Source organism: Citrobacter sp. MGH103, assembly GCF_001034475.2.
Lineage (GTDB): Bacteria > Pseudomonadota > Gammaproteobacteria > Enterobacterales > Enterobacteriaceae > Citrobacter > Citrobacter freundii.
On record NZ_CP073043.1, the window covers coordinates 1,602,722 to 1,620,141 of the forward strand.

General features: G+C 53.3%; 17 protein-coding genes. 9 read left to right on the plus strand and 8 right to left on the minus strand.

All coding sequences use genetic code 11. From position 1 onward, the window contains the following. Positions 1–11: 11 nt before the first annotated feature. The 4 genes from menB (at position 12) to pmrD (ending at position 3,611) form a co-directional block, all read left to right on the plus strand. On the plus strand, positions 12–869 hold the full coding sequence (menB, locus tag SK33_RS07590; RefSeq protein WP_003027671.1) for a 1,4-dihydroxy-2-naphthoyl-CoA synthase: 858 nt from the start codon (positions 12–14) through the stop codon (positions 867–869). After that, positions 869–1,831 carry an o-succinylbenzoate synthase gene (gene menC, locus SK33_RS07595; protein WP_003027669.1) on the plus strand — a complete coding sequence of 321 codons (963 nt, stop codon included), beginning with the start codon at positions 869–871 and terminating at the stop codon, positions 1,829–1,831. Before menB ends, menC begins: the two co-directional genes overlap by 1 nt. Further along, positions 1,828–3,252: an o-succinylbenzoate--CoA ligase gene (menE, locus tag SK33_RS07600; protein ID WP_048218324.1), complete on the plus strand. Its 1,425-nt coding sequence runs from the start codon at positions 1,828–1,830 to the stop codon at positions 3,250–3,252. The genes menC and menE overlap by 4 nt, the downstream gene beginning before the upstream one ends. 95 nt (positions 3,253–3,347) lie before the next feature. Then, positions 3,348–3,611, plus strand: coding sequence for a signal transduction protein PmrD (gene pmrD, locus SK33_RS07605; protein WP_048218323.1), 264 nt, complete (start codon positions 3,348–3,350; stop codon positions 3,609–3,611). A 2-nt stretch (positions 3,612–3,613) separates the two neighbouring features. On the opposite strand, the gene arnF is transcribed toward pmrD, so the two are convergent. The 8 genes from arnF to nudI all read right to left on the minus strand — a co-directional run bounded on the left by arnF (position 3,614) and on the right by nudI (position 11,700). Further along, entirely contained in the window at positions 3,614–4,000 is a 387-nt protein-coding gene (gene arnF, locus SK33_RS07610) for a 4-amino-4-deoxy-L-arabinose-phosphoundecaprenol flippase subunit ArnF (RefSeq protein WP_003027663.1), read from the minus strand. Next, the gene (gene arnE, locus SK33_RS07615; RefSeq protein ID WP_003027661.1) at positions 4,000–4,335 is read right to left on the minus strand and encodes a 4-amino-4-deoxy-L-arabinose-phosphoundecaprenol flippase subunit ArnE; all 336 of its coding nucleotides are present in this window, start codon (positions 4,333–4,335) and stop codon (positions 4,000–4,002) included. The genes arnF and arnE overlap by 1 nt, the downstream gene beginning before the upstream one ends. Then, complete coding sequence (arnT, locus tag SK33_RS07620; RefSeq protein ID WP_048218321.1) at positions 4,332–5,990, minus strand: lipid IV(A) 4-amino-4-deoxy-L-arabinosyltransferase; 1,659 nt, start codon at positions 5,988–5,990, stop codon at positions 4,332–4,334. The genes arnE and arnT overlap by 4 nt, the downstream gene beginning before the upstream one ends. Further along, positions 5,987–6,889, minus strand: a complete 903-nt coding sequence (arnD, locus tag SK33_RS07625; RefSeq protein WP_003027653.1) for a 4-deoxy-4-formamido-L-arabinose-phosphoundecaprenol deformylase — start codon at positions 6,887–6,889, stop codon at positions 5,987–5,989. Before arnD ends, arnT begins: the two co-directional genes overlap by 4 nt. Further along, positions 6,886–8,868: a bifunctional UDP-4-amino-4-deoxy-L-arabinose formyltransferase/UDP-glucuronic acid oxidase ArnA gene (arnA, locus tag SK33_RS07630; RefSeq protein ID WP_003027650.1), complete on the minus strand. Its 1,983-nt coding sequence runs from the start codon at positions 8,866–8,868 to the stop codon at positions 6,886–6,888. The genes arnD and arnA overlap by 4 nt, the downstream gene beginning before the upstream one ends. Continuing rightward, a complete protein-coding gene (gene arnC, locus SK33_RS07635) occupies positions 8,865–9,848 on the minus strand; it encodes an undecaprenyl-phosphate 4-deoxy-4-formamido-L-arabinose transferase (RefSeq protein ID WP_003027648.1) in 984 nt (327 codons plus the stop codon). Before arnC ends, arnA begins: the two co-directional genes overlap by 4 nt. 2 nt (positions 9,849–9,850) lie before the next feature. After that, positions 9,851–10,990: a UDP-4-amino-4-deoxy-L-arabinose aminotransferase gene (gene arnB, locus SK33_RS07640; protein ID WP_003027645.1), complete on the minus strand. Its 1,140-nt coding sequence runs from the start codon at positions 10,988–10,990 to the stop codon at positions 9,851–9,853. 284 nt (positions 10,991–11,274) lie between these two features. Further along, positions 11,275–11,700, minus strand: a complete 426-nt coding sequence (nudI, locus tag SK33_RS07645) for a nucleoside triphosphatase NudI (RefSeq protein ID WP_003027643.1) — start codon at positions 11,698–11,700, stop codon at positions 11,275–11,277. Positions 11,701–12,016: 316 nt separating this feature from the next. Here nudI and SK33_RS07650 point away from each other — a divergent pair, with 316 nt between their 5' ends. The 5 genes from SK33_RS07650 to SK33_RS07670 all read left to right on the plus strand — a co-directional run bounded on the left by SK33_RS07650 (position 12,017) and on the right by SK33_RS07670 (position 17,407). Continuing rightward, a complete protein-coding gene (locus SK33_RS07650) occupies positions 12,017–12,559 on the plus strand; it encodes a YfaZ family protein (protein WP_003027640.1) in 543 nt (180 codons plus the stop codon). A gap of 79 nt (positions 12,560–12,638) precedes the next feature. Further along, complete coding sequence (locus tag SK33_RS07655; protein ID WP_048218320.1) at positions 12,639–13,841, plus strand: nicotinamide mononucleotide deamidase-related protein YfaY; 1,203 nt, start codon at positions 12,639–12,641, stop codon at positions 13,839–13,841. 218 nt (positions 13,842–14,059) lie between these two features. Then, positions 14,060–14,842: an IclR family transcriptional regulator gene (locus SK33_RS07660; protein ID WP_003027633.1), complete on the plus strand. Its 783-nt coding sequence runs from the start codon at positions 14,060–14,062 to the stop codon at positions 14,840–14,842. 13 nt (positions 14,843–14,855) lie between these two features. Then, positions 14,856–16,061 carry an L-rhamnonate dehydratase gene (gene rhmD / locus SK33_RS07665; RefSeq protein ID WP_003839396.1) on the plus strand — a complete coding sequence of 402 codons (1,206 nt, stop codon included), beginning with the start codon at positions 14,856–14,858 and terminating at the stop codon, positions 16,059–16,061. Between the two features lie 56 nt (positions 16,062–16,117). Continuing rightward, positions 16,118–17,407, plus strand: a complete 1,290-nt coding sequence (locus SK33_RS07670; protein ID WP_003839398.1) for an MFS transporter — start codon at positions 16,118–16,120, stop codon at positions 17,405–17,407. The last annotated feature ends 13 nt before the right edge of the window (positions 17,408–17,420 follow it).

Genomic DNA, 17,420 nt, shown 5'->3' on the forward strand with positions numbered 1-17,420 from the left:
TAGGACATTTTATGATCTATCCTGATGAAACAATGCTTTACGCACCAGTAGAATGGCACGATTGCTCTGAAGGCTATACCGACATTCTTTACGAGAAATCCACCGACGGTATCGCAAAAATCACCATTAATCGTCCGCAGGTACGCAATGCCTTCCGTCCGGTCACTGTGAAAGAGATGATCCAGGCGCTGGCGGATGCTCGCTATGATGACAACATCGGCGTAATTATTCTGACCGGTGCTGGTGACAAAGCGTTCTGCGCAGGCGGCGATCAGAAGGTACGTGGCGACTACGGCGGATACCAGGATGACTCCGGTGTGCATCACCTGAACGTGCTGGACTTCCAGCGTCAGATTCGTACCTGTCCGAAACCGGTCGTGGCGATGGTTGCAGGTTTCTCCATTGGCGGCGGTCATGTGCTGCACATGATGTGTGACCTGACCATTGCGGCTGAAAACGCCATCTTCGGTCAGACCGGTCCTAAAGTCGGTTCCTTCGACGGCGGTTGGGGCGCTTCCTATATGGCGCGCATCGTCGGTCAGAAAAAAGCGCGTGAAATCTGGTTCCTGTGCCGTCAGTACGATGCGAAACAGGCGCTGGATATGGGGCTGGTCAACACCGTGGTTCCGCTGGCGGATCTGGAAAAAGAGACAGTACGCTGGTGTCGCGAAATGTTGCAAAACAGCCCAATGGCGCTGCGCTGCCTGAAAGCTGCACTGAACGCCGACTGTGATGGTCAGGCAGGTCTGCAGGAGCTGGCAGGTAACGCCACTATGCTGTTCTACATGACGGAAGAAGGTCAGGAAGGCCGTAACGCCTTTAACCAGAAACGTCAGCCTGATTTCAGCAAATTCAAACGGAATCCGTAATGCGTAGCGCGCAGGTATACCGCTGGCAGATCCCCATGGACGCGGGGGTGATTCTGCGCGACAGGCGGTTAAAAACGCGTGACGGGTTATACGTATGTCTTCGTGACGGTGAGCGTGAAGGGTGGGGAGAAATCTCCCCGCTGCCGGGCTTCAGTCAGGAAAGCTGGGAAGAAGCGCAAACCGAGTTGCTGGCCTGGGTGAAAGGCTGGCTGCAAGGGGATGCCTCCTTACCGCAACTGCCTTCGGTCGCCTTTGGCGTAAGCTGTGCGCTGGCCGAACTGGCTGGCGTATTGCCACAGGACGCAGACTATCGTGCTGCACCGCTGTGTACGGGCGATCCTGACGATCTGGTACTGCAACTGGCGGACATGCCGGGCGAAAAAGTGGCGAAGATTAAGGTCGGTCTGTATGAAGCGGTTCGCGACGGCATGGTAGCCAATCTGTTACTTGAGGCGATCCCGGAGCTGCATTTGCGACTTGACGCCAACCGGGCCTGGACGCCGTTGAAAGCTCAGCAGTTCGCGAAATACGTTAATCCGGAGTACCGCGGACGCATTGCCTTCCTCGAAGAACCGTGCAAAACCCGTGATGATTCTCGTGCCTTCGCGCGTGAAACCGGCATTGCCATCGCCTGGGATGAAAGTCTGCGTGAAGCGGATTTCACCTTCGAAGCCGAAGAGGGCGTCAAGGCTGTGGTTATCAAACCTACGCTGACCGGCAGTCTCGATAAAGTCCGTGAACAGGTGGCAGCGGCGCATGCGCTTGGTCTTACTGCCGTTATCAGTTCGTCAATCGAGTCGAGTCTGGGCTTAACCCAGCTGGCGCGAATTGCCGCCTGGTTGACGCCGCAAACCATCCCGGGTCTGGATACCCTGAGCCTGATGCAGTGCCAGCAGGTACGCACCTGGCCGGGTAGCGCATTGCCGTGTATCGACGTTGATGCGCTGGAACGTCTGCTATGACCCAGCAGGAAATGCCCGATAGCGTGAGCTTATCGGGCCTGATACAACCCAGTGACTGGCCGTGGCGTCACTGGCGACAGGTTCGTGCGAAGGCGCCAGCCTTACGCCTCAACGATGAGGCATTAAGCTGGAGCGAGCTCTGCGCGCGCATCGACCATCTGGCCTGCGGTTTTGCCGCTCAGGGCGTGGAAGAAGGCGATGGCGTCCTGCTTCGCGCCTGGAATCATCCGCGCGCTTTGCTGGCCTGGCTCGCGCTGCTGCAGTGTGGGGCGCGGGTTTTACCTGTGAACCCACAGTTGCCTCAGTCGCTGCTTGATGCGCTGGTCCCGGACTTAACGCTACGTTTTGCGCTGGATCTGGAGGCTGCTATCGCACTCCCGGAACTCAGTCCGTTACAGATGCAGTCGTTGCCAGGCGATCACGCCGCCGCATGGTTGCCCGAGCGTTTGAGCACGATGACGTTAACCTCAGGTTCTACCGGATTACCAAAGGCGGCGGTGCATACCTGTCAGGCGCATCTGGCAAGCGCGCAGGGCGTACTGTCATTAATGCCGTTTGGTGCTGAGGATGACTGGCTGCTCTCATTGCCGCTGTTTCATGTTTCCGGGCAGGGCATTTTGTGGCGATGGTTGTTCGCCGGAGCGCGAATGACCGTGCGCGACAAACAGCCGCTGGATCAAATGCTGGCTGGATGCACTCACGCTTCACTGGTGCCCACGCAACTGTGGCGCTTACTTGTTAATAACACACCAGTCACGCTAAAAGCGGTGCTGCTGGGCGGTGCGGCAATTCCTGTTGAGTTGACGGAACAGGCGCGTGAACAGGGGATTCGTTGCTGGTGCGGTTACGGATTGACGGAGTTTGCTTCTACGGTTTGTGCGAAAGAGGCAGATGGCCTGGCGGATGTGGGCTCTGCTTTACCAGGGCGGGAAGTCAGGATCGTTAATGACGAAGTTTGGCTACGAGCCGCCAGCATGGCGCAAGGTTACTGGCGTAACGGACAGCTTATGCCTTTAGTGAACGCGGAAGGCTGGTTTGCAACCCGCGATCGCGGCGTGTTGAAGGACGGCAAGTTAACCATTGTCGGTCGTATGGACAATCTGTTCTTTAGCGGCGGGGAAGGCATACAGCCGGAAGAGGTGGAACGCGTGATTGCCGCACACCCACATGTTCTGCAGGCCTTTATTGTGCCGATAGAAGACAAAGAATTTGGCCATCGCCCGGTGGCGGTCGTTGAGTATGACGCTAATACTGGAGAAACTAATCTGGCAGAGTGGGTAAAAGATAAGCTGGCCCGCTTTCAGCAACCGGTATGTTGGTTGACATTGCCACCCGAGCTTAAAGCCGGAGGGATTAAAATCTCGCGTCGTGCGTTGTCGGATTGGGTAAGTGCTTCATCATTAACATTAAGAAAGCATTAATTACATTTCTCATTTTTGTCATTCCGCAGCTATTGTCCTTTTGTTTATCTGCTAAAGTGTAACCTGGTGTGAAATTTATTAACAAAAGGTGCGCTATGGAATGGCATGTGAAGAAGTCTTGCTGTCACAAGAAAGCAGGGAGGCTCTATATCGTACTTTGCGATAGTGGTGGTTCGCTTAAGATGCTCGCTGAGGCGCAATCTTTCGAGCGGGTTAAACCTGGCGATCTTCTTTCACCGCTGAAAGATGCGCAGTATTGTGTTAATCGTGATGCATCCCGCGTGATTAAAATAATCGATGCCAGACAGTACATATGTGACGAATGGGAGCGCCTGTTACGACTGTCGGCAGATAAATGAGCTCAGCGCCGGTGCTTGTCTGCAGGCAGAAAAATCGTCATTAAACCCGCCATGATGCACAGTACCCCAACCAGCGCCTTTACTGAAAATGTTCCCTGCCAGCCGGGCAGAATCATTGATGCAACCCAAACCAGCACATAGCTCAGGCTGAGCAGGGCATAAGCTTTGCTCAGCGCGAGCTGGTGCAGGGCTTTATGCCAGCATATAACCGACAGCAAATAGCCTGCCAGCCCGGCAGATAAAGCAAACGCTCCAATACTGAGAGAGAATACGGCGGAGATGAACGCCAGCGGCTGCATCATTGGCGGCAGATTATCCATTGCGAAGCCGAGGCTCAACTGGGCTGCGGAGGTGATAATAACGCTACATAATCCCCAAAAGATGCCCATTACACTGCGCTCCCAAGAATAAAAATGCCGGTAATGATCAGCCCAACTCCCAGCCAGTGGCGTGTAGTGACGGGTTCGCGCCAGATTTTCCACGCGGCCAGCGTCACCCATACAAAGTTAAGACTCAGCATGGGGTAGGCGATGCCGACAGGAATGTTCTGCAGTACCGCCAGCCATAGCAGCATGGCCAGACCGAGGCTTGCCAGAGCAAGCCCAATCCATTGCGTGACGTGGCGTTTTCGCGCACGAACGGACACTGGTCGGGTCGCCTGCTTCTGGCATAGCTGGCCGCAGACGCTGAGCAGGCTGGCGAGAACTAAGGCTATCCAGATCATTTTGGTCGATACTGAATCAGAACCAGTCGCCCCTGATTATCAATGTAATCAGCGGGAGGGATGGCGAGTTGATTAATATCTTCATCCTTATCAATCGTGAGCACGAGCGTAATATTTCCTTGCTGACGATGTTGCGCTAACCAGTCGGCAAAGTCTTCCCGACTAACAAAACGCCCCTGAGCATCCGGGTAGTTGAGGCCATATTTTAACTCGCCCGTTTGGCCGTACATCATGATGTCGTCACGTTTCAGGCTCCAGGCCAGCCCTGCGGCAACGCCAACGTTGTCGGCGAGAATGTAACGGCTCGACTCCAGCGACTCTTTAATCATCTCGACAAAAAACTGCGGCTGTTTAGACTCCATCACCCGGTCAGGGACTGAGAAACCAAACAACAGCGCGAGTCCCAGCGGACACAGCGCGGCGAATTTCCAGTTCTTCTCGCGGTTATTTAGCGTATACCAGCCGAACAGTGCCCAGGTGATAAAAATGCCCCACGCGCAAAACACCTTATACGTTTCGATATGCGACCAGACCGGCGTCTTTAACGGACCCAATGTGGAAACAATAAATGTGGCGACAATGCCGGTCACGCCGAACAGCACGTTGATCCAGCCATTCACACGCAGTGCGGCGGAGCCTTTTTCCGCGGCCTGCAGGCCGAAGCGCGCCGTTAATATCGCCAGCGGGGCGAAGCAAGAAAGAATATAGGTCGGCAGTTTTCCTTTGGCGATGCTGAAAAACAGGATTGGCATGACAATCCAGCTTAACAGGTACAGCGCGCTGCGCGGAACATCCCGCTCACGCCAGCCCGTACGCAGCGCGCCGGGGAGCAGCCCGAGCCATGGTAATGCGCCAGCCACGAATACCGGAATGTAGTACCAGATGGGAGCCTTGTGTTGGGCATCATCCTGTGCGAAGCGTTGAATATGTTCAACCCAGAAGAAGTAATGCCAGAAATCCGGCTCACGCCGGGCAATCGCTATTCCCCACGGCAGCACAATCACGACGCAGCCGATAACCGCCAGCAGACCGTAGAGTATGAGATCTTTCCAGCGCTTTTGCGCGAAAACCCACGGCAGTACGCTGAGCACAGGAACGGCAAGCGCAAGGAAGCCCTTGGTCATCACGCCCATGCCGCAGGTTAACCCTAACAGCAAAAAAGCGATGATTTTGCGCGTTCTGGTGGTGGCCTGCATGCCTTCCCAAAAACAGCACATGCCCGCCATCAGCCAAAGCGCAATTATGGGATCAAGTACCGCGTAGGTACCGATGCTGTAAACTGAAAAGAACGTTAAAAAGATAGCAGAAGAGAGTACGGCGGTACGCTTATCCTGCCATAACCGCATGGCAAGCCAGGCTACCAGTAGCGCCGTCAGCAAGGTGGCAAAAATAGCCCCCGCTCTGACGCCAAAATTATTAGCACCAAATAGCCATTGTCCGATGCTGTTTAACCAATATCCGGCAATCGGTTTTTCGAAGTAACGGAGTCCTAAAAAGTGCGGCACGATCCAGTCGCCGGACGTCAGCATTTCCCGACTGATTTCGGCATAGCGCGTTTCATCAGGCTGCCAGAGCAGGCGACTGTTGATAGGGAGAATAAAATACAGCGCAATAAACGCGATACAGGCCAGAGTGTAGCGGGCAGCAGGTTTCATTGTGTCGCACTCACCGGTTGTTGGCAGCCGAGCCATCCCTCTCTGCCCGGTATTTTTCCCCGCACGATCTGCCCTGTTGGCAGCGTGCTGATATCGTCTGGTAACAGCTCGCCAAGCGGGCAAAATGTCATCCCCATGTCGGCGGCGCGAGTAAGCAGCTCGTCAAAATTCTGATGAAAGGCGATGCCTTCAACTTCCGCATGAATGGTGTACACCGGTGTTCCTCTGCTCATCTGGATGTGGGAGAGAATATAAGCGTTGAAGTCCACCGCCTGGACCTCCTGACCAACCACTTCATCCCATGTTGGTAACGTGACGGGAATTTGCGGCGTACCTGTTTTCCCGGACGCCAGTACAGGACGAAATAAAGACGTTCCCCGACAGTCGCTGTTATAGCGTAAATGGAACGTTTCTTTTGCCTCGACGACGCGGTTGTCGGCACGCCATCCGGCAACCGCAGAACAGGTAACCGGTTGTCCGATGATGGCTTCAAGGGCGGTAATGCCTCGTGAAATATCATCAATCAGCTGTTTATCATTCCAGTTTCCGCTTCGCGCTTGCCAGGCATGGTGATCCCAGGCATGCAAACCGGTTTCATGAATCAGGGCGGTTTGCGCAATGATCGCCGCATTGGCCTGGCCAATCTCTTTTCCCGGCCATGCGGTTCCCGCGAGCAATATATCCCATCCGTAGAGCGATGCTGCGTTTGAACGCAGCATCTTCCACAGAAATTGTGGCTTCACAAGACGCCAGAGATGGCGCCCCATGTTGTCAGGTCCAACGCTAAAGAAAAAACTTGCCCGAACGTTATGCCGGTTCAATGTCTCCAACAGGCGGGGCACACCTTCGCGCGTCCCCCGGAAAGTATCGACATCAATGCGCAAGCCTACTTTGGTCATGATGTGTGTTCCGTGATATCCACACTGCGTAAGAAGAAGTCCAGCGTCTCTTCTACCGTTTCCTGCATCTCAATGGTGGGTTCCCAGTTCAGGCAGCGTTTTGCATTACGAATGTTGGGCTTACGATGCTCAACGTCCTGATAACCTTTACCATAGTAGCTACTGCTTTCGACGTCACGGAAACCGGCAAACGGCGGGAAGTGGTTACGCAATGGATGTTTTTCAAAACAGGTAAGCAGCATTTCTGCCAGTTCCTGAATACTGGCTTCATTCTCCGGGTTACCGATGTTGATAATCTCACCGTCGCAGCGTCCGCCTTCGTTTTCAATGATGCGGTACAGGGCTTCGATACCATCGCGAATGTCGGTAAAGCAGCGTTTTTGCTTACCGCCTTCAATCAGCTTAATAGGTGAACCTTCCACCAGATTGAGGATCAATTGAGTAATGGCGCGTGAGCTGCCGATACGCGCGGCGTTAAGGCTGTCCAGACGCGGTCCCATCCAGTTAAACGGACGGAACAGGGTGAAGCGCAATCCCTCTTTTTCGCCGTATGCCCAGATTACGCGGTCCAGCAACTGCTTGGAAACGGAGTAGATCCAGCGTGGTTTATTCACCGGACCGACGATCAGGTTCGAGCTGTCTTCATCAAAAACTTTGTCGGTACACATGCCGTAGACTTCGGAGGTTGACGGGAAAATGATGCGCTTACGGTATTTCACGCAGTAGCGAATGATTTTCAGGTTCTCTTCAAAATCGAGCTCAAACACGCGCAGCGGGTTGCGGGTATATTCGATTGGCGTGGCGATCGCTACCAGCGGCAGCACGACGTCGCATTTTTTCACATGATATTCAATCCATTCGGAGTGAATGCTGATATCGCCTTCGACGAAATGGAATCGTGGATGCTGCAGAAAACGACTAATGGCGTCGCTGCCAATGTCGAGTCCATACACTTCGTAATTGTCTTCTTGCAACAGGCGTTCGGTCAGATGGTTACCAATGAAGCCATTGACGCCAAGGATCAGCACGCGAGTACGGCGTTTAGCGGTAGTAACTGACTGGCTGTTCAGGCGAGAACCTGGTACCAGGCCCAGAACCTGCGCCAGCTGTGACCCCTGCATGGCAATACCATCGCCAGCTTGCCCGGTAATAATCTCCAGTGCGCCATCAGCGCAGGCGATCAGCAAAGGAGAAACGGAGATGACGGTTCCTGGCTGGGCTGTGCGGTCATTTTTGCAAACACGTGACGACCAGACGGTGAATTTTTGCGTGCCAACATAGCTAAATGCGCCCGGCCATGGATCGCTGACGGCGCGTACCTGGTTATGCAACTCTGCAGCTGGTTTGTTCCAGTCGAGGAAGCTATCTTCCGGCGTACGGCGACCAAAACAGGTCGCCTCTGCTTCCTGTTGGGGGTGTTCTGCATAATCTCCCGTTTTAATCGCGGGCAGCGCCTCTTCCAGTAACTGACGCGCAGCCTGGCACAACTTATGGTGCAGCGTTAACGCCACATCATCGGGCGAAATAGCAACCCGCTGCTGGGCGACAATGGCGCCCGCATCCGCGCGTTTGACCATCCGGTGAAGCGTGACGCCGGTTTCGGTTTCACCATTGACCAGTACCCAGTTCAGCGGCGCGCGGCCACGGTATTTCGGGAGCAGCGAGCCGTGCAGATTAAATGCACCCTTAGGGGCAAGGCTGAGGATCTCATCACTCAGTAAATGGCGATAGTAGAACGAGAAGATAACATCGGGTGCCAGTTGGCTAATGCGCTCAATCCACAGGGGATGATTAACCTCGTCCGGGGCGTAAACCGGAATACCGGCGCTGGCCGCGAGGCGGGAAACAGATCCAAAAAACGCTTTTTCACCCGGATTGTCGGTGTGCGTAAAAATGGCAGCGATTTCATAACCTGCATCCAACAAGGCCTGGACACCCTGACATCCCATATCGTGATAGGCAAATACGACGGCTTTCATGCGCGGTTTTCCTCGGTTGACTGCGTGGTTTGTGGGCGGATAACGTGTTGAACAAAATAGCGGGGGCGGGCGCGGACATCGTTATAGATGCGACCGATATATTCGCCGAGTAAACCCATGCCAATAAACTGTGCGCCGATAAAGGTAAACAGGACGGCAAACAGCATGAATACCCCTTCCGCTGCCCACTGTGGGCCGAGCGTCAGGCGCAGAACAACAAGCAAGACTGATAAGGTAAAGCCCGTGGCGGCGATCACGCTGCCCAACAGACTCAGCATGCGAAGCGGTGTTGTGGTAAGGCAAGTCACCAGGTCATACATCAGGTTGATCAGACGCATGAAGCTGTATTTGGAGTCACCAAATTCGCGCTCTGCATGATGTACCGGGATCTCCGTAGCGCGACGGGCAAAAATGTTGGCCAGAATAGGGATAAAGGTGCTGCGCTCCTGGCAATGCAGCATGGCATCGACGATGTGACGGCGATAGGCGCGTAGCATGCAGCCGTAGTCGCCCATTGCTTTACCGGTGGTTCGTTGGATCAGATGGTTGATCATTCGTGAGGCGGTCTTACGAAATACGCTGTCCTGCCGGTTCTGGCGCACCGTGCCCACCACATCAAACCCCTCATCTGCTGTGGCGACCAACCGAGGGATCTCCTCCGGCGGGTTCTGCAAATCGGCATCCAGTGTGATGATCAAGTCGCCAGTGACATGGCTGAAACCGGCCATAATCGCCGAGTGCTGTCCGTAATTGCGATTCAGCAAAATAGAAACAATATGGCTGTTTGGTGCCTGGGAGGCATTCATCATCAACTGAGCGGAATTGTCACTGCTACCGTCGTCGATTAGCAGAATTTCATAGTCTTTACCCAATTTCTCGCAGGCGGCGCTGGTGCGTCTGATTAACTCTGGCAGGCTTTCCTGTTCATTAAAAACGGGAATGACCACCGAGACTTTTTTGATTGGTGCTGCTTCAAACATGATTATTGTCCTGCAATCTCGCGAAGTGCCGTAATGACCCGCTGGGTATCCGCTTCGGTCATGTCTGGGAATAACGGCAGCGAGCAGATGCGCGCGCTGTTCCATTCAGTATTTGGGAGCGAAAGGGTAGTGAAGCGTTCGCGATAATATTTTTGCGTATGGGCTGCACGAAAATGCAGACCGGTGCCGATATCTTTAGTCTTCAGCGCTTCCATCAGGGCATCTCTGCTCAGCCCGCAGCGGGTTTCGTCAACACGAATGATGAATAAGTGCCAGGCATGAACGTGCGGCCACCGGGGCAGGTCCAGCGGTTGAAATGGCGTATCAGCCAGCGCCTGCTGATATTGCTGGGCAATTTGCGCCCGGCGTGAATTCAGTTGCTCCAGCTTATTAAGCTGTACCAACGCAATAGCGGCATTGATATCCGTCAGGTTGTATTTGTATCCTGGCGCAAGCACTTCGGCCTGCGGTGCCCGGCCATAGGTTTGTCGATCAAAAGCATCAACGCCCAGACCGTGAAACTTCAGGCTGCGAAGCCGCTGGGCAAGCTGGCTGTCGTCGGTAACAATCAGTCCACCTTCTGCGCAGGTGATATTTTTGATGGCGTGAAACGAGAAGATTGCCGTACCGCGCGCCCCGACATGACGGCCCTTATACAATGTCCCTACGGCATGGGCCGCATCTTCTATTACCGGGATGCCATAACGCTCGCCAATGGCATAAATCGCGTCAAGATCGGCGGGGGCGCCTGCGTAATGTACTGGAACAATGGCTTTGGTTCGTGGGGTAATGGCGGCTTCAATTTGCTCAGGTGTGACCATAAGTGTATCGCGGTCGACGTCGACCATGACTGGCGTCGCACCCAGCAGGACAATCATGTTGAGGGTAGAAACCCACGTCATCGACGGCGTAATGACCTCATCGCCTGCACCTATGCCCAACGCCATCAGTGTGATGTGCATACCTGCCGTGGCAGAGCAGACGGCGACGGCGTGTTGATTTCCTGTGAGCTGGCAGAAGGCTTCTTCCAACTGTTGGTTCTTCGGGCCAGTGGTTATCCATCCAGAGTCCAGCACCGCTTTTACAGCGGCAAGCTCTTCAGCACCCATTGCCGGGCGAGAGAAAGGCAAAAAGTCAGACATCATTATTCCTTCAAGCCATTTAACGCTACCGAAGTTTTATTTTTAGGACTAAACAGGGGCGTCGTTAATTATTTCATCAGGCTACAAAGGTTAATGGCCGAAGGTTAATTTATCCTTAAGGGTTTAAGGTTTGGGAGATAATAACAAAGACAGTGGGGAGTGGTTTATTTGTTTGAATATAAATAGTTTTTAGTCATTATGGCGGTATTGTTCTCTGTTGCTGAATGCTGAGAGCAATACCGCTAATGTGATCATTGTTTATATTACGTTTAAACTCGGGGGACTTACAGTAACCCTTTCAAGGTTAACGTTTTACGTGTGGCGATATTTAAGTCGTAGGTGCCAAGATCTTCCGCTTTAACCCAGGCGAACGCCTGGAACTCTTCGTTAATGTTCACTTCACGATTAGCTGCCACACAATCGAAGATGAGATAAATCATATAAATCTCTTCCTGGCTGCCATCCGCGTACGTTTTAGTACGAATATCGTCACTGAAAGTCCATGGCGTAATTTCTGATAACACCAGCTGCTCGCCCAGCTCCTCTCTCACTTCCCGGCGCAAAGCTTCTTCGATGCGCTCACCCGGCTCAACGCCACCGCCAGACAGCGCCCACTGACCGGGAAACACACCGCGGTCGTCAGCCATTTTGCAGAGTAAATAGCAGCCATCGTTTTGAATTAATGGGCAAACAATTGTTCTTTGGCGCATAGGTCAAGTCCTTCCAGGGCGGGTATTAAGAATTCCATCATCCGTCTATCTTACCTTTTGCTGGCTGGAGAAAAAACGCTTCATCGACGATTAAGTCCGTACGGGCGAGGAAAAATTGATTGTTGTTGAAAATGGCGTTCAGGGATGCAAACGATAGATTACATACAAAAATTTAACCTTATCTAATCTCATTAAGTAGTATTTAGTTACAATATGGTCTTGCATCGCTTTTTTAGCTCATTGATTCCTCGTCATCTGACAGTACAATTCACCGGTTTTGGGGCTATGTTTTGATTCTTGCAGGAAAGGATAGAAAATGAAAAAAAGTTTACTGTTGGGTTTTGCCGGAATGCTGTTTGTTTCCGCTTCGGCAAACGCGATTAGCATCAATGGTCAGGCTGGCGAAGACTACACCAACCTTGGATTCGGTATGGGTACTGAGACCACTGGTCTGGCCGTCAGCGGCAACTGGATGCATAATGATGACGACGGCGATGTTGCTGGGCTGGGCCTGGGGCTGAATATCCCGCTGGGTCCACTGTTGGCGACCGTTGGTGGTAAAGGTGTTTATACCAATCCAAACGATGGCGATGAAGGTTATGCTGCGGCTGTCGGTGGTGGTTTACAGTGGCCGATCGGCGACAGCATTCGTCTGTTTGGTGAGTACTATTACTCTCCTGATTCGCTTTCCAGCGGTATCGACAGCTATGAAGAAGCAAATGCCGGTGCGCGTTTGACCATTATGCGTCCGCTGAGCATCGAAGCCGGTTATCGTTACCTGAACCTGGCAGGTAAAGATGGTAACCGTGATAACGCAATTGCTGATGGCCCGTACGTTGGGGTTAACGCCAGCTTCTAACATTTCTGGCGCGGCGTTCAGTCGCGCCTTCCCCCCTCCATGAGTTATAGTGTTTTCATCATAAAAGCAGGAGAACACGATGTTAAACGTGGAGATGCTATCCACCGGGGATGAAGTGTTGCACGGACAAATCGTCGACACCAATGCCGCCTGGCTGGCCGATTTTTTCTTTAATCAGGGTTTACCGCTAACACGCCGCAACACGGTAGGTGACAATCTTAACGATTTAGTCGCCGTTTTGCGTGAGCGTAGCGAACACGCCGATATACTGATCGTTAATGGCGGTTTGGGGCCAACCAGCGATGATTTGAGCGCGCTGGCAGCGGCAACGGCAAAAGGCGAAGGGCTGGTGCTGCATGAAGCATGGCTGACCGAGATGGAGCGATATTTCCGCGATCGTGGCCGCGTGATGGCGCCGAGCAACCGCAAACAGGCTGAACTTCCGGCCAGCGCTGAGTTTATCAATAATCCGGTGGGTACCGCGTGCGGGTTCGCCCTGAAGCTTAACCGCTGCCTGATGTTCTTTACACCGGGTGTACCGTCAGAATTTAAAGTCATGGTTGAGCATGAGATCCTGCCGCGTTTGCGTGAGCGTTTCTCTTTGGCTCAGCCCCCGTTATGCCTGCGATTAACCACCTTTGGCCGTTCTGAAAGTGAGCTGGCACAAAGCCTGGATCCGCTGACTTTGCCACCGGGCGTAACAATGGGATATCGCTCCTCAATGCCGATTATTGAGCTTAAGCTGACCGGGCCGAATTCCCAACGTGAAGCGATGTTGGCGCTGTGGCCAGAAGTTAAGCGAGTTGCCGGACAGAATATGATTTTCGAAGGTACGGAAGGCTTGCCCGCACAAATTGCCCGCACGTTACAGGAACGGCAATACAGCCTGACGCTGAGCGAACAATTTACCGGTGGTCTGGTCGCGTTGCAGCTTTCTCGCGCTAATGCTCCGTTGTTGGCGAGCGAAGTTGTTCCGCCCCAGGAAGAAACGCTGGCGCAAACGGCGCATTGGGTAACCGAGCGACGTAGCAAACATTATGCCGGGCTGGCTTTGGCGATATCAGCTTTCGAAAACGAACATATTAACTTTGCACTGGCCACCCCCAATGGGACATATGGTTTGCGCGTTCGGCTGAACGCTAATCGCTACAGCTTGTCGATTCGTCAGGAAGTGTGCGCAATGATGGCGCTAAATATGCTGCGCCGTTGGCTTAACGGACAGGATATTGCCAGTGAGCACGGCTGGATCGACGTAGTGGAATCTCTGATGCTACCTGCCTGATTTATTCTCTCTCTACTTCTCGTAACGGGAAGGCATGCTGGCCTTCCCATTTTCAGTCCAACCTATTGTACTCCCTGTAAAAAAATCTGTGCGTTAGTTCACAATTGCACTCGTTTTTTCTCCAGCCTACTGGAAGAGCGGGAGGATTTGATGCACTTCACAATTTTAACCACCTTAACTCACCACACTGATTCCAGTATCTCAGACTGGAGTCCAGTATGTTGGAATCAAGTAAAGTTCCCGCGCTCACCAGGGCGATTGAAATACTCAATCTCATTGCGCGTATCGGCCCATGCAGTGCCGCCATCATCATAGAAACGCTGGGTATTCCAAAAAGTACCGCGTATCTGTTACTGAACGAACTGAAACGTCAACGCTTCATCAGCATTGATCATCAGGAGAATTACTGCCTGTGGACCAAGCTGGTTGAACTGTCGGGACATGCCCTGAGCAAGATGGATTTACGTGAACTGGCCCGTCCACGGTTGACACAACTGATGGATGAGACCGGACTGCTTTGCCATCTGGGGATCATCGACCACGAAAGCGCGTATTACATCCTGAAAGTAGAGTCGTCATCGACTATCAGCGTGCGCTCCCACGAAGGGAAAAGTCTTTCGCTCTATCGCTCGGGTATCGGCAAATGTCTGCTGGCCTGGCAACCTGCCGCCGTACGTAAAGCCATTATTGAACAACTGATATGGGAACAGGCAACGCCGACCACTATCACCAAACCACAGCAGTTGAAGGACGAGCTTGAGCGTATTCGTCAGCGTGGATGGAGCTTTGATAATGGCGAAGATTATCCCGATGTTCGCTGCGTCGCTGCGCCAGTTTTTAACGCTAGCAATGAGCTGACCGCCGCGATTTCAGTGGTTGGCACGCGTCTGCAAATTAACGAAGAGAACCGTGATTATCTGGCTGGTAAAGCGATTTCCTGCGCCAAAGATATTTCACGCCTGCTGGGATGGAAAAGTCCCTTCGACTCACTTGCTTCATAAAAAGGAGAACATCATGACCCTACCTAAAATTAAACACGTCCGCGCCTGGTTTACCGGTGGTGCCACGGCGGAAAAAGGCGCTGGCGGTGGTGACTATCACGATCAGAGCGCTAACCATTGGATTGACGATCATATCGCCACGCCAATGAGTAAATACCATGAATACGAGCAATCGCGTCAGTCTTTTGGTATCAACGTGTTAGGAACGCTGATTGTTGAGGTAGAAGCTGAAAACGGGCAGACCGGTTTTGCCGTGTCGACGGCAGGGGAGATGGGTTGCTTTATTGTAGAAAAGCATCTCAATCGTTTTATTGAAGGGAAATGCGTTAGCGATATCAAACTCATTCATGACCAGATGCTCGGCGCAACAATGTATTACTCCGGTTCTGGCGGTCTGGTGATGAACACCATCTCGTGCGTAGATCTGGCACTGTGGGATCTGTTCGGCAAAGTGGTGGGGTTACCGGTCTACAAGCTGTTGGGTGGCGCGGTACGAGACGAAATTCAATTCTACGCGACGGGCGCGCGTCCGGATCTGGCAAAGGAGATGGGCTTTATTGGCGGCAAAATGCCAACTCACTGGGGGCCGCAAGATGGGGATGCCGGGATCCGCAAAGATGCAGCAATGGTCGCTGATATGCGCGAAAAATGTGGCCCTGATTTTTGGCTGATGCTCGACTGTTGGATGAGTCAGGATGTGAACTATGCCACCAAACTGGCTCATGCCTGCGCGCCGTATAATCTGAAGTGGATCGAAGAGTGTCTGCCACCGCAGCAGTATGAAGGCTATCGCGAACTGAAACGCAACGCCCCTGCAGGGATGATGGTCACCAGCGGTGAACACCATGGAACGCTACAATCTTTCCGCACCCTATCTGAAACCGGCATCGACATAATGCAGCCGGATGTAGGCTGGTGCGGTGGGTTAACCACGTTAGTAGAAATTGCCGCTATTGCGAAATCACGCGGACAGCTGGTGGTGCCGCATGGCTCATCGGTCTACTCGCATCATGCGGTGATTACGTTCACCAACACCCCATTCAGTGAGTTTTTGATGACCAGCCCGGATTGCTCAACGATGCGTCCACAGTTTGATCCGATCCTTCTGGACGAACCCGTACCCGTCAATGGCCGCATTCATAAGTCGGTGCTCGACAAACCGGGATTTGGCGTCGAACTTAACCGCGACTGCAATCTGAAGCGCCCTTATAGCCACTAATGACCTGTGCGTTGCCATTGCCACGGCAACGCCCTCATTTCTTTGAGGATCTTGCGATGAGTACCACGTTACTTGACGGTGTGGTGAAGAAAAACCGCGCCCGTTTGATTCCCTTTATGCTGGCGCTGTATGTGCTGGCGTTTCTTGACCGCTCGAACATCGGTTTTGCCAAAGAGACCTATCAGATTGATACCGGCCTGAGCAATGAGGCTTATGCGTTGGGGGCGGGGATTTTCTTTGTGGTTTACGCCTTTCTGGGCGTTCCTGCCAACCTGTTGATGCGTAAATTTGGCGCCAGAACCTGGATTGGCACCACCACGTTACTGTGGGGATTTCTCTCCGCGGCGATGGCATGGGCGGACACAGAAGCAAAGTTTCTGGTCATCCGTACTCTGCTGGGTGCGGCAGAAGCAGGCTTCTTCCCCGGTATGATATACCTGACGTCGCAGTGGTTCCCCCAGCGTAATCGCGCCAGCATCATGGGGCTATTCTACATGGGTGCGCCGCTGGCATTAACCCTGGGATCGCCGCTTTCAGGTGCACTGTTGGAGATGCACGGTTTTATGGGACATCCGGGGTGGTTCTGGATGTTCGTTATCGAAGGTTTACTGGCTGTAGGTGCAGGCGTTTTTACCTTCTTCTGGCTTGACGACACGCCACAGCAAGCGCGTTTCCTTAGCGCCGAGGAAAAGGCTGCACTCATTAGCCAACTGGCGAGTGAAGAGGAGAAAAAGGTCACTTCGCGCCTGTCGGACGCGTTGCGTAATGGCCGCGTCTGGCAACTGGCGATCATCTATCTGACGATTCAGGTCGCGGTGTATGGCTTGATCTTCTTCCTGCCCACTCAGGTTGCCGCATTGCTGGGAACAAAGGTCGGCTTTACGGCTTCAGTCGTGACGGCGATACCGTGGGTAGCGGCGTTGTTTGGCACCTGGCTTATTCCGCGTTATTCCGATCGCACTGGCGATCGACGTAACGTTGCTGCGCTGACACTGCTGGCGGCCGGGATTGGCATTGGCTTGTCCGGGCTGGTTTCACCGGTACTGGCGATCGTGGCGCTTTGCGTCGCTGCGGTTGGTTTCATCGCCGTACAGCCGGTGTTCTGGACGATGCCAACGCAGCTTCTTTCCGGGACAGCTCTGGCGGCGGGGATCGGCTTCGTCAACCTGTTTGGTGCCGTAGGCGGCTTTATTGCCCCCATTCTGCGCGTCAAAGCTGAAACGTTGTTTGCCAGCGATGCGGCAGGTCTGCTGGTCCTGGCGGGCGTCGCGATGATTGGCTCGCTTATCATCTTTACGCTGAGTGTGAACCGTTCGGTTTCACAAGCAGGTACTGTGCATCATTAATTGTAAGGATCGT

What these genes read in the sequence shown, in the direction of transcription:
- arnD (WP_003027653.1), bottom strand. Translation starts at nt 6,889, where the DNA reads ATGACCAAAGTAGGCTTGCGCATTGATGTCGATACTTTCCGGGGGACG.
- SK33_RS07660 (WP_003027633.1), top strand. Translation starts at nt 14,060, where the DNA reads ATGTTGGAATCAAGTAAAGTTCCCGCGCTCACCAGGGCGATTGAAATA.
- pmrD (WP_048218323.1), top strand. Translation starts at nt 3,348, where the DNA reads ATGGAATGGCATGTGAAGAAGTCTTGCTGTCACAAGAAAGCAGGGAGG.
- SK33_RS07655 (WP_048218320.1), top strand. Translation starts at nt 12,639, where the DNA reads ATGTTAAACGTGGAGATGCTATCCACCGGGGATGAAGTGTTGCACGGA.
- arnF (WP_003027663.1), bottom strand. Translation starts at nt 4,000, where the DNA reads ATGGGCATCTTTTGGGGATTATGTAGCGTTATTATCACCTCCGCAGCC.
- menE (WP_048218324.1), top strand. Translation starts at nt 1,828, where the DNA reads ATGACCCAGCAGGAAATGCCCGATAGCGTGAGCTTATCGGGCCTGATA.
- menB (WP_003027671.1), top strand. Translation starts at nt 12, where the DNA reads ATGATCTATCCTGATGAAACAATGCTTTACGCACCAGTAGAATGGCAC.
- arnE (WP_003027661.1), bottom strand. Translation starts at nt 4,335, where the DNA reads ATGATCTGGATAGCCTTAGTTCTCGCCAGCCTGCTCAGCGTCTGCGGC.
- arnT (WP_048218321.1), bottom strand. Translation starts at nt 5,990, where the DNA reads ATGAAACCTGCTGCCCGCTACACTCTGGCCTGTATCGCGTTTATTGCG.
- menC (WP_003027669.1), top strand. Translation starts at nt 869, where the DNA reads ATGCGTAGCGCGCAGGTATACCGCTGGCAGATCCCCATGGACGCGGGG.
- arnC (WP_003027648.1), bottom strand. Translation starts at nt 9,848, where the DNA reads ATGTTTGAAGCAGCACCAATCAAAAAAGTCTCGGTGGTCATTCCCGTT.
- arnA (WP_003027650.1), bottom strand. Translation starts at nt 8,868, where the DNA reads ATGAAAGCCGTCGTATTTGCCTATCACGATATGGGATGTCAGGGTGTC.
- arnB (WP_003027645.1), bottom strand. Translation starts at nt 10,990, where the DNA reads ATGTCTGACTTTTTGCCTTTCTCTCGCCCGGCAATGGGTGCTGAAGAG.
- rhmD (WP_003839396.1), top strand. Translation starts at nt 14,856, where the DNA reads ATGACCCTACCTAAAATTAAACACGTCCGCGCCTGGTTTACCGGTGGT.
- SK33_RS07670 (WP_003839398.1), top strand. Translation starts at nt 16,118, where the DNA reads ATGAGTACCACGTTACTTGACGGTGTGGTGAAGAAAAACCGCGCCCGT.
- nudI (WP_003027643.1), bottom strand. Translation starts at nt 11,700, where the DNA reads ATGCGCCAAAGAACAATTGTTTGCCCATTAATTCAAAACGATGGCTGC.
- SK33_RS07650 (WP_003027640.1), top strand. Translation starts at nt 12,017, where the DNA reads ATGAAAAAAAGTTTACTGTTGGGTTTTGCCGGAATGCTGTTTGTTTCC.